Annotated in this window: 13 protein-coding genes; 4 read left to right on the top strand and 9 right to left on the bottom strand. The window is 70.5% G+C overall.

What is annotated here, in order from left to right:
- Window positions 1-160 precede the first annotated feature (160 nt).
- Window positions 161-751, top strand: a complete 591-nt coding sequence (locus OHB49_RS18750) for a TetR/AcrR family transcriptional regulator (protein ID WP_030975746.1) — start codon at window positions 161-163, stop codon at window positions 749-751.
- A gap of 12 nt (window positions 752-763) precedes the next feature.
- Here the strand turns inward: OHB49_RS18750 and OHB49_RS18745 are convergent, their stop codons facing one another.
- From OHB49_RS18745 to OHB49_RS18735, 3 genes are all read right to left on the bottom strand, one after another.
- Window positions 764-1315 (bottom strand): flavodoxin family protein, encoded by a 552-nt coding sequence (locus OHB49_RS18745; RefSeq protein ID WP_329161623.1) that lies wholly within the window; start codon window positions 1313-1315, stop codon window positions 764-766.
- Between the two features lie 143 nt (window positions 1316-1458).
- Window positions 1459-2265, bottom strand: coding sequence for an HAD family hydrolase (locus tag OHB49_RS18740; RefSeq protein ID WP_329161622.1), 807 nt, complete (start codon window positions 2263-2265; stop codon window positions 1459-1461).
- 140 nt (window positions 2266-2405) lie between these two features.
- Window positions 2406-2855, bottom strand: a complete 450-nt coding sequence (locus tag OHB49_RS18735; RefSeq protein WP_030975752.1) for a VOC family protein — start codon at window positions 2853-2855, stop codon at window positions 2406-2408.
- 22 nt (window positions 2856-2877) lie between these two features.
- Here OHB49_RS18735 and OHB49_RS18730 point away from each other — a divergent pair, with 22 nt between their 5' ends.
- Entirely contained in the window at window positions 2878-3489 is a 612-nt protein-coding gene (locus OHB49_RS18730) for a CGNR zinc finger domain-containing protein (protein ID WP_329161620.1), read from the top strand.
- A 153-nt stretch (window positions 3490-3642) separates the two neighbouring features.
- A complete protein-coding gene (locus tag OHB49_RS18725) occupies window positions 3643-4245 on the top strand; it encodes a hypothetical protein (RefSeq protein WP_329161618.1) in 603 nt (200 codons plus the stop codon).
- A gap of 1 nt (window position 4246) precedes the next feature.
- On the opposite strand, the gene OHB49_RS18720 is transcribed toward OHB49_RS18725, so the two are convergent.
- The 3 genes from OHB49_RS18720 to OHB49_RS18710 form a co-directional block, all read right to left on the bottom strand.
- Window positions 4247-5803, bottom strand: a complete 1557-nt coding sequence (locus tag OHB49_RS18720) for an FAD-dependent monooxygenase (RefSeq protein ID WP_329161616.1) — start codon at window positions 5801-5803, stop codon at window positions 4247-4249.
- A 154-nt stretch (window positions 5804-5957) separates the two neighbouring features.
- Window positions 5958-6953 carry an EamA family transporter RarD gene (rarD, locus tag OHB49_RS18715; RefSeq protein WP_329161615.1) on the bottom strand — a complete coding sequence of 332 codons (996 nt, stop codon included), beginning with the start codon at window positions 6951-6953 and terminating at the stop codon, window positions 5958-5960.
- A gap of 136 nt (window positions 6954-7089) precedes the next feature.
- Entirely contained in the window at window positions 7090-7950 is an 861-nt protein-coding gene (locus tag OHB49_RS18710) for an SDR family oxidoreductase (RefSeq protein ID WP_329161614.1), read from the bottom strand.
- A gap of 109 nt (window positions 7951-8059) precedes the next feature.
- Here OHB49_RS18710 and OHB49_RS18705 point away from each other — a divergent pair, with 109 nt between their 5' ends.
- Entirely contained in the window at window positions 8060-8449 is a 390-nt protein-coding gene (locus OHB49_RS18705; protein ID WP_030975762.1) for a winged helix-turn-helix transcriptional regulator, read from the top strand.
- Between the two features lie 40 nt (window positions 8450-8489).
- On the opposite strand, the gene OHB49_RS18700 is transcribed toward OHB49_RS18705, so the two are convergent.
- From OHB49_RS18700 to OHB49_RS18690, 3 genes are all read right to left on the bottom strand, one after another.
- Window positions 8490-10445, bottom strand: coding sequence for an APC family permease (locus OHB49_RS18700; protein WP_329161613.1), 1956 nt, complete (start codon window positions 10443-10445; stop codon window positions 8490-8492).
- A 135-nt stretch (window positions 10446-10580) separates the two neighbouring features.
- Window positions 10581-11660, bottom strand: coding sequence for a 2-oxoacid:ferredoxin oxidoreductase subunit beta (locus tag OHB49_RS18695; RefSeq protein WP_030975766.1), 1080 nt, complete (start codon window positions 11658-11660; stop codon window positions 10581-10583).
- The gene (locus tag OHB49_RS18690; RefSeq protein WP_329161611.1) at window positions 11653-13626 is read right to left on the bottom strand and encodes a 2-oxoacid:acceptor oxidoreductase subunit alpha; all 1974 of its coding nucleotides are present in this window, start codon (window positions 13624-13626) and stop codon (window positions 11653-11655) included. The genes OHB49_RS18695 and OHB49_RS18690 overlap by 8 nt, the downstream gene beginning before the upstream one ends.
- Between the last annotated feature and the right edge of the window lie 126 nt (window positions 13627-13752).

Here is a 13752-nt window from a genome sequence, read left to right as displayed (position 1 = left end):
CGGGCGAGCCGTCCCCCGATCGGCTCGTCGCGGCACGAACGGCACGAACGGTGCGAACAGCAGGAACGACACGGTACGTTCCGTTTCTGCCTCTGCATTGTTCGACTTCTGACGACGCCCTGTCAACAAGGATTGGACTCGACACCCCTATGCTCACCGAATGATCACATCGCCGAGTTCGCTGCGCCGTAGCGAGCGATCACGACGGGCGACCCTGGATGCCGCCCTCGCACTGTGCACGGAGAAGGGGTACGGCCGCGTCACCATCGAGGCGATCGCGGCCCGGGCGGGTGTCAGCAAGAAGACGATCTACCGCTGGTGGCCGTCGAAGAGTGCGGTGCTGCTGGAGGCGTTCACGGAGGCACTGGTCGACGCCACGCCGTTCGTCGACACCGGCGACATCGCCGCCGACATCCGTACCCATGTGACAGGCGCGGTGAGATTGCTCTCCACGCCGCCGTTCGGCCCGGCTTACGCCGGGATCCTCTCCGAACTCCATCACGACGACGAACTCGCCGAAACGGTCCGGACCCAGCTGATCGAGCCCCGCTTCGCCGAGGCGGTGGCCCGGCTGCGCCGAGCCCAGGAACAGGGCCAGATCCCGCCGGGCGCGGATCTGCCGCTGGGCGTGGAGATGCTCTACGGACCGGTCTACTACCGCCATGTGCTGCGCAAACCGAGTCAGGACGAGGCGACGGTCGCGGCACTGGTCACGCACGTGCTCCGGGCGCTGGGCGCACCGGAGCCGTGAGATGAGGTGCCGTCAGCCGAAGAAGGTCTTGGCGCGGGTGACGGCGGCCGTGTCGCCCAGTACGTCACCGGGCCGGGTGCCGACCCCCAGCAGCATCCCGCCCCACTCCATCCGCATGTACGAGGCGATGGTCCGCAGGGTACCCGTCGCCGGTTCGGCGACGCTGTGATCGGACGTCGCCAGCGCCGTGACGCCCCACAGGGTCCGCCCGCCCATCCGCTGCTTGAAGTCGACGCCGGGCACGCGCATCCACCCCGACCAGTGGTCCAGATAACGCTTGGTGGAGGTGGACATCGCGTACCAGTACAGCGGTGACGCGAGTACCAGATCGGTCGCGCCGAGCGTCGCGTCCAGCAGGGTGGCGGCGTTGCCGGTGGGGGCGGGGTAGCGGCCGTCACCGTCGTGCCGCAGGTCCTCGAAGTCGGGGAGTGTCAGTTCGTTCAGGTTCAGCCAGCGCTGCTCGGTCTCGGGCGGCAGCTGTTCGGCGGCGAGCCGTGCGAGTTCCTCGGTGTTGCCGTCGGTGCGGCTGCTGCCGAGCAGGAACAGAAACGTACGAGTGGTCATGGCTGGTCCCCCGTGAACGGTTGCGTGCTGCGCCTGTGTGCATCTGCACTATATGCGCGTGCATGTAGTTTGGGAACGGGTACGCGCCGCTTCCGCCGGCCGACGCCGTTCCGGCGCCGCATGGATGCCGCTCCGAATGCGGCTCAGCCGAACACGCGCTCCAGCACGACCGCGACCCCGTCGTCCCCGTTCGACGCCGTGACCTCGTCCGCTGCCGCACGCAGGTCCGGATGGGCATTGGCCATCGCGACCCCGTGCCCGGACCGGCGGAACATCGGCAGATCGTTGGGCATGTCCCCGAACGCGATCGTGGCAGCCGGATCCAGGCCCAGGGTCTCGGCCGCCAGTGCGAGCCCGGTGCCCTTGTCGATGCCGTACGGCTGGAGTTCGACCGTGCCGGGGCCGGACAGTGTGACGGTGGCCAGGTCGCCGACGACGGCTCGGGCTGCGACGGCCAGTGCGTCGTCCGTGAGCTCGGGGTGGCGGATGAGGACCTTGACGATCGGGGTGGCCCACAACTCGTCCCGGTGGCCCGTCCGCTGGGCGGGCAGGGCCGGGTGCGGCATCAGGTAGCCCGGCTCGATCAGCGTCCGGCCCTCGGGTCCGTCCTGGTCCACGGCCGCGAAGACCGGACCCACCTGGGCCTCGATCTTGCCGAGTGCGGTGTCGGCCAGGTCCCGGTCCAGGGTGGCCGCGTGCACCATGCGCCCGGTCCCGGCGTCGTACAGCTGCGCGCCCTGGCCGCAGACCGCGAGGCCCCGGTAGTCCAGCTCCGCGAGCAGGTTCCGTATCCCCGGCACCGGCCGCCCGGTGACCACGAGATGGAGCGCCCCCGCCGCGGTGGCCAACGCGAGCGCGGCACGGGAGCGGGGGCTGACGGTGTCGTCGTGGCGCAGCAGGGTGCCGTCCAGGTCCGTCGCGACAAGGGCATATGCGGGTGGGATGGGCATGGGCCAAGCCTAGGGAGATCCGCTTCCCGTCGTACGGCCCTGACCTGCGTGGACGGTCCGGGTTCGGGACGCGGCGGCGAGCCGGCAGGGGCATAGCCGGAGGAACTGCGCAGAGCGGGAGGCCCGGACCCGCCCCGGTGTCACTGCACGCAGAACTCGTTGCCCTCCGGATCGGCCATCACCCACCAGGTGCCCCCCGGTTCCTCCACCTTGTGCAGTCGTGTCGCCCCCAGGCCCTCCAGCCGCGCCGCCTCGGCGTCGCGTCGTTCCGGGCCGGCGTGCACGTCCAGATGGAGCCGGTTCTTCCCCGTCTTCGGTTCCGGAACGCGCTGGAACAGCAGTCGGCGCCCGAGGCCCGTGCCGCTCTCCTCCTCGTACGGATCGTCCGGGTGGCGTACCGCCGCGAGGTCCCGCCAGGCCCGGCGGCCGTGCGACTCCACGGTGGCCTCCTCCGATACGGCTCCGAGGGTGAGCAGCCGCTCGATCAGCGCGCTGTGGTCCTCGACCGGATAGCCGAGTGTCAGGGCCCAGAAGTCGGCCTGGGCGTGCGGGTCCGTGGCATCGATGACTAGCTTCCAGTGCAGGGTCATGGAAACCGTTCATAGTGGTTACATGAGAGAGTCGGCAACCGGCGCGCCGGGACTGGTACTTCACGCCTCCGAAGGGCGGCCGTACCGCTTCGACCCCGGTGCCCTGTGCCTGGAGCTGCTCCCCACCGGCGGCCACCGCGGATATCCGCGGTACGAGGTGCTGCACACCCCCGCCGACCTGGTGCGGTGGGCGGGCGAGAGCCGGCTGCGGCTCGGGCCGGATCTCTCGGTGAGCGCCGGTGAACTGGCGCGCGCCCATGAACTGCGCGCCTGCCTCTGGAGGTTGGCCACTGTCCGGGCGCACGGGACGGTGCCCGGTGCCGCGGACTTCGAGGTCGTGAACGCGGTGGCGGCCGAACCCCCGCTGGTGCCGCGCATCGCTGCCGGGGCCGGCAAGGAGTGGGTCTCCGGGGCCACGGGCAGCGCACTGCTGTCCACCGTCGCCCGCGACGCGGTCGAGCTCTTCACCGGGCCGTACGCACGCCGCATCCGTGAATGCGGCTCTTATGACTGCCAGTTGCTGTTCGTCGACACCTCGCGGCCCGGCAGGCGGCGCTGGTGTGCGATGGAGCGGTGCGGAAACCGGCACAAGGTGCGGGCGCACCGCGCCCGACATCAAGAGGGGGACGGCTGAGCCGACAGGGCTCGCCCGGGACGCCCGCGCCCGGCCGACGGTCCGGACCGTTGCCCGCGATGCCTCACGCCGTCGGCCGTGGGGTACCTTCGCGCAGGTCAGCCAGTGGTGGCAACAGCCTCCACTGCCCCCGCCGTCCAGAACAGGCGTCCCGTGACCAACCCGCCCGACAGCAGCCACTCCATACGGTCCGTCAGGACCTCGACGGCTCGGATCCGTATCCGCCCGGTCCTCGCCGCCGTCCTCCTGGCCGCCCTGCTCACCGCCTGCGGCAGCGGCCCCGACGAGCCCAGCAGCCCCGGCGGCCACGCCGTGCCCACCGGTCCCGTCGGCTCGGGGGCGGTCGACGGCGCGTCGGCGAGCCCGCCCGACCGCACCGTCTCGGGACTGCGCGACGACACCCGCCACGTCACGCGGAAGACCACCACGGGCACCCGGCCGCGCATGGTCGAGCGCTGCACGCCCCGTGTCAGGAGGGTCAAGCACACCTCCACCAGCGGCACGGGCCGCCGGAAGAGGACCCGGACCTGGTACACCGACGACTCCTACAAGGACTGCAAGAAGGTCCAGCAGGGCACCACGAGGTACACCCGTGTCGTGCGCCGGGCGCGTTGGTGCGTCGAACTCGACAATGTCGGCGGCAACTCCACCGAGGACGACGTCTGGTACGAGGTCGAGTCGGACGTCTACCGCAAGGCCACCGAGCTCAAGGAGGGCGCCAAGCTGTCCTTCACCCCGCTGCGCAGGGGCTGCTGACTCACGCCGGCCGGTCGAGGTAGTCCACGACGGCCCGGCTGTCCGTGGCCGGAGCGATCAGACCCACGTGGTTGTCGGGCCGGACCAGGACGAGGGTGTCCTCACCCGGCACGATCCCGTACGCCGAGTGGGCATGGCCCTCGTCGTCGGTCAGCCCGTCCGAGTCCGCCGGGTCCAGCGCGTACGCCCGCAACGCGGCGCCGTACTTCGCGGCCGCCTCCCGCAGCGCCTCGGCCGTGCCCGCGCCGAAGCCCAGCAGGCTGAAGTGCGGTCCGGCGAATGCGTCGAACAGTCGGATCGGTGCGCCGGTCGCGGTCTTGCGGCAGGGGGCGTCAGGAGCGCGGTCGCCCGCCCGCAGCGGACCGTCGGAGTTCCCGCCCGTGCCGTTGCGGGAGAGGGAGCTCCAGCGGTAGCCGCGGCTCAGGCCGGTGGTCTCCGGGGTGGCCGCCGCGTCGAGCCCGCCGCCCGGCTCCTTGATCGCTTCGAGTGTCGCCCGCAGCCGCTCGGAGGTGATGTCCAGCGTCCAGGAGGCGACCGGCAGCCGCTCCTCCTCGTAGGTGTCGAGCAGAGCCGGTCCTGCCTGGCCGCCGACGACCAACGCGAGCTTCCAGCCCAGGTTGAACGCGTCCTGGATCCCGGTGTTCATGCCCAGACCGCCCGCCACCGAGTGCACGTGCGCGGCGTCGCCGGCCAGGAACGCGCGGCCCACCCGGTAGCGGTCGACCATGCGGACATTGACCCGGTACGTGGACAGCAGGGTGGCGTTCGACAGGTGGGTGGCCGGCAGTCCGGTGTGCCGGGTGAAGAGTCTGCGGAAGCTCTCCAGAGACGGGGGGACGGGTGCTCCCGAGGCGTCGGTCTCGGGTCCCGCCTGGAACCACCAGCCCGACCGCGTACCCGGGATCGGGCACAGCATCACGGCGCCGTCCTCGTCGAACCACTGGTGCCAGTAGCCGCGGTCGAGGCCGTCCGCCTCGACGTCGCCGCAGACCATCGTCTGCTCCTCGTTCGTCTGCCCTTCGAACGGGATGCCGAGGAGTTTCCGTACCGCGCTGTGGCCGCCGTCGCAACCCACCAGGTAACGCGCCTCGATGTCCCTGCCGTCGGCGAGCGACGCGGTCACCGAGTCCGGTCCCTCCTTCAGCCCCGTCACCTCGGCCGACAGCTCGACCTGCACGCCGTACTCCGCGAGGCGGGACCGCAGGATCTCCTCCAGCTTCCACTGGGCGATCATCCATGGCCGGTCGTACGGGGCGTCGGGTGTCGGGCGCGATGCGGCGAACGGGTCGGCGTCGGCGATCGGCACCCCGTCCCGGTACTTGCGCATGGGCAGCGGCGCCGAGCCGGCGGCCATGACCTCCGGGACGACGCCGAGATCCGCCAGGACCTCCAGGGAGCGGGGATTGGGGCCCTTGGCCCGCGAGCTGCGCGGGAACTCGGGGGACCTGTCGATGATCCGTACGGGGATCGAGCGGCGGGCGAGGTCGCAGGCCAGGGTGAGTCCCGTCGGTCCGGCCCCCACGATCAGGACGGCGGCCGTGGGCGGGGATGCGGGCATGGGTACTCCTCGGTTGCGGTTCCGTGGACATCCAGGAAAACGCAACAGAGTTAAAAAAGCAACTGAGTCATATTCGGTTGTCGATCATGGTCGCCCGGGCGTCGCAGGCGGCGCGTGCCACCGATCCGGCCCACCGGTGGCGAAGGCGCGCCGATCACTGCCCTCGGGCTGCGTACGGGGGAGAGCTCCCGTCGGCCGGCAGCTGGTGCGGGGGACGCTGCGACGGCGGCTGCGCCGACGCGGCGAGCTGCGCCGCCCGCGTCCTCGTCCGCCGCGCCGTCCGGAACGCGTCCCACGTCAGCAGCGTGAGCGCCAGCCACACCAGCGCGAACCCGGCCCACCGCTCCGGCGGCATCGCCTCGTGGAAGTACAGGATGCCGAGGCCGAACTGGAAGACCGGCGCCAGATACTGGAGGAGGCCCAGCGTCGAGAGCGGTACGCGGATCGCCGCGGCCCCGAACAGGACCAGCGGTGCGGCCGTCACGACACCCGTCGCGGCGAGCAACGCCGCATGGCCCGCACCCCCGGACACGAACGTCGCGTCGCCCTGCGCCCCGAGCCACAGCAGATACCCGAGCGCGGGCACGAACAGCACGGCGGTCTCTGCGCTGAGCGACTCCAGGCCGCCCATGTTGACCTTCTTCTTCACCAGGCCGTACGTCGCGAAGGAGAACGCCAGCGTCAACGAGATCCACGGCGGACGCCCATATCCGATCGCCAGCACGAGCACCGCCGCGACGCCGGTGCCGACCGCCACCCACTGCACCGGGCGCAGCCGTTCGCCGAGGAGCAACACGCCCATGGCGATGGTGACCAGCGGGTTGATGAAGTAGCCGAGTGACGCCTCGACGACGTGGCCGTTGTTCACCGACCAGATGTACAGACCCCAGTTGACGGTGATGACGGCCGCGGCGACCGCGATCAGTCCCAGCTTCTTCGGCTGCCGTACCAGCTCGCCGATCCATGCCCAGCGGCGCAGCGCGAGCAGCGCGATACCGACGACGGCGAGCGACCAGACCATGCGGTGGGCGAGGATCTCGATCGCCCCGGACGGTTTCAGCAGCGGCCAGAAGAGCGGGACGAGGCCCCACAGGCCGTATGCGCCGAAGCCGGACAGCAAGCCCGCCCGCTGTTCATTTGTCCCCGCCACGGGCCCTCCCGGCATCCTCCGCGTCAGCCATTCGGCTGCACCGCCAACTGCACGACGGTAACGCCACGAGAGCCCGGTGTCATACCCGTATTGCGATACGGTCATGACGCCGGGCCGGCCCGGTCGAGGACGCGCCCTACGCGGCGGCGACCGCGGCGGCCACCGTCTCGGCGAGCGGCGTCGTCGGGCGCCCGATCAGGCGGGCCAGATCACCGTTCGTCCCGGCGAGCAGCCCGCGCGCGATCGCCTCGTCGACATCGACCAGGATCGCCGCGAACCCCTCGGGCAGGCCGGCGCCGACCAGGATCTCCTGGTGCACGGCGGCGGGGACGTTGTTGTACGCGATCTCCTTGCCGGTGGCCTTCGACACCTCGGCCGCGTACTCCGCGAACGACCAGGCGACGTCGCCGCTCAGTTCGTAGGCCTTGCCGAGGTGGCCCTCGCCGGTCAGTACGGCGGCTGCCGCGGCTGCGTAGTCGGCGCGCGTGGCGGAGGCGACCCGGCCCTCGCCCGCGTTGGAGACGACGGCGCCGTGTGCCAGGACGGGGGCGAGGTTCGCCGTGTAGTTCTCGGTGTACCAGCCGTTGCGCAGGAAGGTGTGGGGCAGGCCCGAGTCGAGGATCAGCTGCTCGGTGACCTTGTGCTCGGCGGCCAACCGGAAGTCGGCGCCGGGGCCGCCCAGCACGCCGGTGTACGCGAGCTGCGCGACGCCCGCCGCCTTGGCCGCGTCGATGACGGCGGTGTGCTGCGGCACGCGCTTGCCGACCTCGTTGCCGGAGATGAGCAGGACCCGGTCGCCGGCCTCGAAGGTGTCGGTGAGGGTCTCGGGCCGGTCGTAGTCGGCGATCCGCAGCTCGACGCCACGGGCGGCCGGACCGGCGGCCTTCTCCTTGTCACGGACGACGGCGGCGATCTCGCTCGCGGGCACGGTGGCCAGCAGCTCGTCGACGACGAGACGGCCGAGCTCTCCGGTGGCTCCGGTGACGACGATGCTCATGGGGGTTTCTCCTCTTTGGGTGCTCTGGTCCTCGTTCGGGCTCTGTGTCACTCACCCTAGGGGCGGCACTAACTAAGGGAAAGTACCCACTCTGAAGTAAGGTACTGGTATGAGCGTAAGCAAGGTGCCGGATGTGAACCGGCAGATGTGCCCCTCCCGGCTGGTGCTCGAACACGTCACCAGCCGCTGGGGCGTCCTCGTCCTCGCCGCCCTGCTGGAGCGCCCGTACCGGTTCAGCGAACTGCGCCGCGAGGTCGGCGGCGTCAGCGAGAAGATGCTGGCCCAGACCCTCCAGACACTGGAGCGCGACGGATTCGTGCACCGGGACGCCAAGCCGGTGATCCCGCCAAGGGTGGACTACACGCTCACCGAGCTGGGCAAGGAGGCCGCCGAGCAGGTGTGGGGGCTGGCGCGCTGGACCGAGCGGCGCCTCGACGCCGTACACGCGGCCCGTGAGACGTACGACGCGCGGAAGGCGACGCAGGGCCGGCCGGGCTGAGGCGGCTCGGGGAAGTCGGGCCCGGGTGGGCAGGTGGCGCTCAGTCGGGTTGAGGGGACCGCCCCTCCGCCAGCGCCCGCAGCGCGCGCGAGACGTCGAACGGCAGGATCGTCACCGCCACGTGCGGCAGCTGCTCCAGCGCGATGGCCATCGCCTCGCCGGTGCCCCGGTGCAGGATCTTCCCGAGGGCGTTGGAATACAGCCGCCGCGGCACGAGCACCGTCAATGAGGTCTCCCCGTCCGCCGTGGTCCGGGTCGCGAGCTCCTTCATCGCATGACGCAGCCGCCGGTCCGGGCACGCCACCAGTTCCAGCGAGACCGTCGTCGCGGCCGTCGCCTCCCACCGGGCGGCCAGCCGCCTGCCGTGCGCCTCGTCGATCGAGAAGTGCACCGCCCGGATCTCGTCCGGGCGCAGCTCGTGGGCGTACCGCAGCGCCTTCAATGTCGCCAGATCGAGCGTGTCGACGAGGACGAAGACCAGATGGCGCCGCACCCGCGGCCGGTCGGCGCCCGACGCCTGGATGCTCTCCAGTGCGGCGGCCTCGCGCCGGTACTCGCGGTTGATCCGCATCAGCGCCCAGACGCCGAGCGGGAAGACCACCACGACCAGCCAGGCGCCCTCGGTGAACTTGGTGACCGCGAAGATCAGCACCACGGCGGCCGAGATGACCGCGGCCAGCCCGTTGACCGCGATCTTGACCCGGCGGTAGGGCTCGCGGCGGCGCAGGTGGTACGCGGTGAGGCCGGACCCGGCCATGGTGAACGCGGTGAACACGCCGATCGCGTACAGCGCCACGAGTTTGTCCACGCTGGCGCCGGTGACCAGCAGCAGCGCCAGCGAGACGACGGTCAGCGCGATGATCCCGTTGGAGAACGCCAGCCGGTGCCCGCGCCGGGTCAGCACCCGCGGCAGGAACCGGTCCGCGGCCACAAAGCTGGCGAGGAACGGGAAGCCCGTGAACGGCGTGTTGGCGCCCGTATAGAGGACCAGCGCGGTCGCCAACTGCACGAAGGTCAGCCCGACCATCCCCAACGGCCCGCTGCCGAAGGCGAGATGGGCCTCCTGCGCGATGACGGTCGGCGTGCCGTCGGTGTACGGGACGGCGTGCGTGAAGTGCGCCAGGGTGGAGACGCCCAGGACGAGGACGCCGAGCACACAGCTCATGGTGATGAGCGTGCGGCGGGCGTTGCGGCCCTGCGGCTCGCGGAACGCGGAGATGCCGTTGGAGATCGCTTCGAGTCCGGTGAGCGACGAGCCGCCGTTGGCGAAGGACCGCAGCACGATGAAGAGCGAGGCGCCGTAGAGCCAGCCGTTGCCCGGGGTGCCCAGCGGCACCACCCCCGGCGCGTGCAGATCGGCGTGCGGCAGTCCGCCCGTCAGCCCGCGCGCCCCGGCGACGACCAGCACCAGACCGACCGCGGCCATGAAGAGATATGCGGGCAGTGCGAAGGTCCGGCCCGCCTCGCGGATGCCACGCAGATTCCCGTACGCGAGCAGCACGATCACCGCGACGGAGACCGGCAGCTGCAGATGGTCCAGGCCGGTCCAGCCGCCCCCGGTCAGATGGGCCAGCGAGATGAGGGCGTTGGTGCCGGCCGAGACCTGGACGGCGACGGTCACGATGTAGTCGACGAGCAGCGCCACGGAGGCGATCTGCGCGATGTTCGGCCCGAAGTTCTCCCGGGCGACGACGTACGAACCGCCCGCCCGGGTGTAGATCATGACGACATCGCTGTAACAGAGCGTCAGGAGCAACAGGACGAACAGGATCGCGCCGGTCACCGGCATGAGCAGGGTGAAGGCCGCCGCGCCGACGACGGGCACGAGGACCCGCAGCATCTCCTCGGAGCCGTACGCGGACGAACTGATGCAGTCGGAGGCGAGCACCCCGAGCGCCGTCCGGTTGCTCAGTTTCTCGTCGCTGATGCGCTCGGTGGTGAGGGGCTTGCCGAGCAGATGCCGTTTGATGCGGTACGTGGGACGGTCCAGGGCCATGGGCACATGAGAACGGGTGCCGGGCCGGGAGCGGTGAAGACTCCCCGGTCCGGCACCCGTACGGTGTGCCCGTCCGCGTGTCGGCGCCTCTCGTCCGGATCCTGCCCGCTCGCGGACCGACCCGAGAGCAAGGCCCTACCCGATGACCGTCCAGTTGTCGTTTCCGGCGAGCAGTGCGGCCAGGTCGCCCTTGCCGTTCTGCTCGACCGCGGTGTCGAGCTGCTCGGCCATCTGCGTGTCGTAGACCGGGCGCTCCACGCTGCGCAGCACCCCGATCGGGGTCTGGTGCAGGGTGTCGGGGTCGGCGAGCCGGGACAGCGCGAACGCCGTGGTGGGGCTGGCGGCGTGCGCGTCGTGGATCAGGACCTGCGACTCGTTCTCCGCGGTGACCTCGACGACCTTGAGGTCACCGGTGGCCGGGTCGCGTACGACACCCTTGGACTGCCCGGTGCCGAAGCGGATCGGCTGCCCGTGCTCCAGCCGGATCACCGCGTTCTCGGCCTGGTCCTTGTCCTTGAGGACCTCGAACGCGCCGTCGTTGAAGATGTTGCAGTTCTGGTAGATCTCCACCAGCGCCGTGCCGGGGTGGGCCGCCGCCTCGCGCAGCACGCTCGTGAGGTGCTTGCGGTCGGAGTCCACGGTGCGGGCGACGAACGACGCCTCCGCGCCGAGGGCCAGCGACACCGGGTTGAAGGGGGCGTCGAGCGAGCCCATCGGCGTCGACTTTGTGATCTTGCCGACCTCGCTCGTCGGTGAGTACTGGCCCTTGGTGAGCCCATAGATCCGGTTGTTGAACAGCAGGATCTTCAGGTTCACATTGCGCCGCAGCGCGTGGATCAGGTGGTTGCCGCCGATGGACAGCGCGTCGCCGTCACCCGTGACGACCCAGACGGACAGGTCGCGCCGCGACGAGGCCAGGCCGGTGGCGATGGCCGGGGCGCGGCCGTGGATCGAGTGCATCCCGTACGTGTTCATGTAGTACGGGAACCGGGAGGAGCAGCCGATGCCGGAGACGAAGACGATGTTCTCCTTCGCCAGACCGAGCTCGGGCATGAAGCCCTGCACGGCGGCGAGGACCGCGTAGTCACCGCAACCGGGGCACCAGCGCACTTCCTGGTCGGACTTGAAGTCCTTCATGGACTGCCTGGCCTCGGCCTTGGGCACCAGCTGCAGGGCGGGGAGCCCGGCAGGGAGTGCCTGGTCGGTGTTAGGCATCGATGGCCTCCTTGAGAGCTGTCGCGAGCTGCTCGGCCTTGAACGGCATACCGTTGACCTGGTTGTAACTATGGGCGTCGACCAGATACTTCGCCCGGACGAGCGCGGCCAGCTGGCCGAGGTTCATCTCCGGGACGACCACCTTGTCGTAACGCTTCAACACCTCGCCGAGATTCCTCGGGAAGGGGTTGAGGTGGCGCAGGTGGGCCTGGGCGATCGGATGCCCGCCCGAGCGCAGCCGGCGGACGGCGGCGGTGATCGGGCCGTACGTGGAGCCCCAGCCCAGGACCAGGGTCCGGGCGCCGGCCGGGTCGTCGACCTCCAGGTCGGGGACCTCGATGCCGTCGATCTTCGCCTGGCGGGTGCGGACCATGAAGTCGTGGTTCGCCGGGTCGTACGAGATGTTGCCGGTGCCGTCCTGCTTCTCGATGCCGCCGATGCGGTGTTCGAGACCGGGGGTGCCGGGAACGGCCCACGGGCGGGCCAGGGTGTGCGGGTCGCGCTTGTACGGCCAGAACACCTCGGTGCCGTCGGCCAGCTCATGGTTGGGTCCGGTGGCGAACTGCACGCGCAGGTCCGGAAGTTCGTCGATGTCCGGGATCCGCCACGGCTCGGAGCCGTTGGCGAGATAGCCGTCCGAGAGCAGGAAGACCGGTGTGCGGTACGTCAGTGCGATCCGGGCCGCGTCGATCGCGGCGTCGAAGCAGTCGGCCGGGGTCCTCGGCGCCACGATCGGCACCGGAGCCTCGCCGTTGCGCCCGTACATCGCCTGGAGCAGGTCCGCCTGCTCGGTCTTGGTGGGCAGACCGGTGGACGGGCCACCGCGCTGGATGTCGATGACGAGCAGCGGCAGTTCGAGCGAGACGGCGAGACCGATGGTCTCCGACTTCAGGGCCACACCGGGCCCGGACGTCGTCGTCACGGCGAGCGAGCCGCCGAACGCCGCACCGAGCGCGGCACCGATGCCCGCGATCTCGTCCTCCGCCTGGAAGGTGCGGACGCCGAAGTTCTTGTGCTTGCTGAGCTCGTGCAGGATGTCGGAGGCCGGGGTGATCGGGTACGAGCCCAGGTAGAGCGGCAGATCCGCCTGCCGGCTCGCGGCGATCAGCCCGTACGACAGGGCGAGGTTCCCGGAGATGTTCCGGTACGTACCGGTGGGGAAGGTGTGCGAGGCGGGCGCCACCTCGTAGCTGACCGCGAAGTCCTCGGTCGTCTCACCGAAATTCCAGCCCGCCCGGAACGCGGCCACGTTCGCCTCGGCGATCTGCGGCTTCTTGGCGAACTTCGCCCGCAGGAACGCCTCGGTGCCGTCGGTCGGCCGGTGGTACATCCAGGAGAGCAGCCCGAGCGCGAACATGTTCTTCGAGCGCTCGGCCTCCTTGCGGGAGAGCCCGAACTCCTTCAGCGCCTCGATCGTCAGCGTCGTCAGCGGCACCGGATGGACGTTGTACGCCTGCAGCGAGCCGTCCTCCAGCGGACTGGTCTCGTAGCCCACCTTCGCCATCGGGCGTTTGGTGAACTCATCCGTGTTGACGATGATTTCGGCGCCGCGCGGCACATCGCCGATGTTCGCCTTCAGTGCCGCGGGGTTCATCGCGACCAGCACGTTCGGAGCGTCGCCCGGCGTGAGGATGTCATGGTCGGCGAAGTGCAACTGGAACGACGAGACGCCCGGAAGGGTGCCTGCGGGGGCCCGGATCTCGGCCGGGAAGTTCGGCAGCGTCGACAGGTCGTTCCCGAACGACGCCGTCTCCGAGGTGAACCGGTCACCTGTGAGCTGCATACCGTCTCCGGAGTCACCCGCGAAGCGAATGATCACCCGGTCCAGGCGGCGGATCTCTTTCCCGTCGGCGCCCGGTGCTGCGGACCGGGGGGCTCGCTGCTCCCCGAGGACAGCCTCACTGGCCTGATCGGCGTCATTGGCCTCATCGGCCTGGTCGGCTGGGCTACTGACCTGGCTGGTCACTGAACTGGACCTCCCTCGGGGCGGCGGCTCGGGACCGTCCGGCCCGCCGGCGGTCCCAAGGCCCACCCTACGTCGGTAAGGGTCGCCTTCCCCGGACCGGTCACATGGTGGACGCCACTATGAGAC

Source organism: Streptomyces sp. NBC_01717 (assembly GCF_036248255.1).
Lineage (GTDB): Bacteria > Actinomycetota > Actinomycetes > Streptomycetales > Streptomycetaceae > Streptomyces.
Note: the sequence above shows the minus strand (reverse complement) of the source record. Positions and strands in the feature narration are given on the sequence as shown.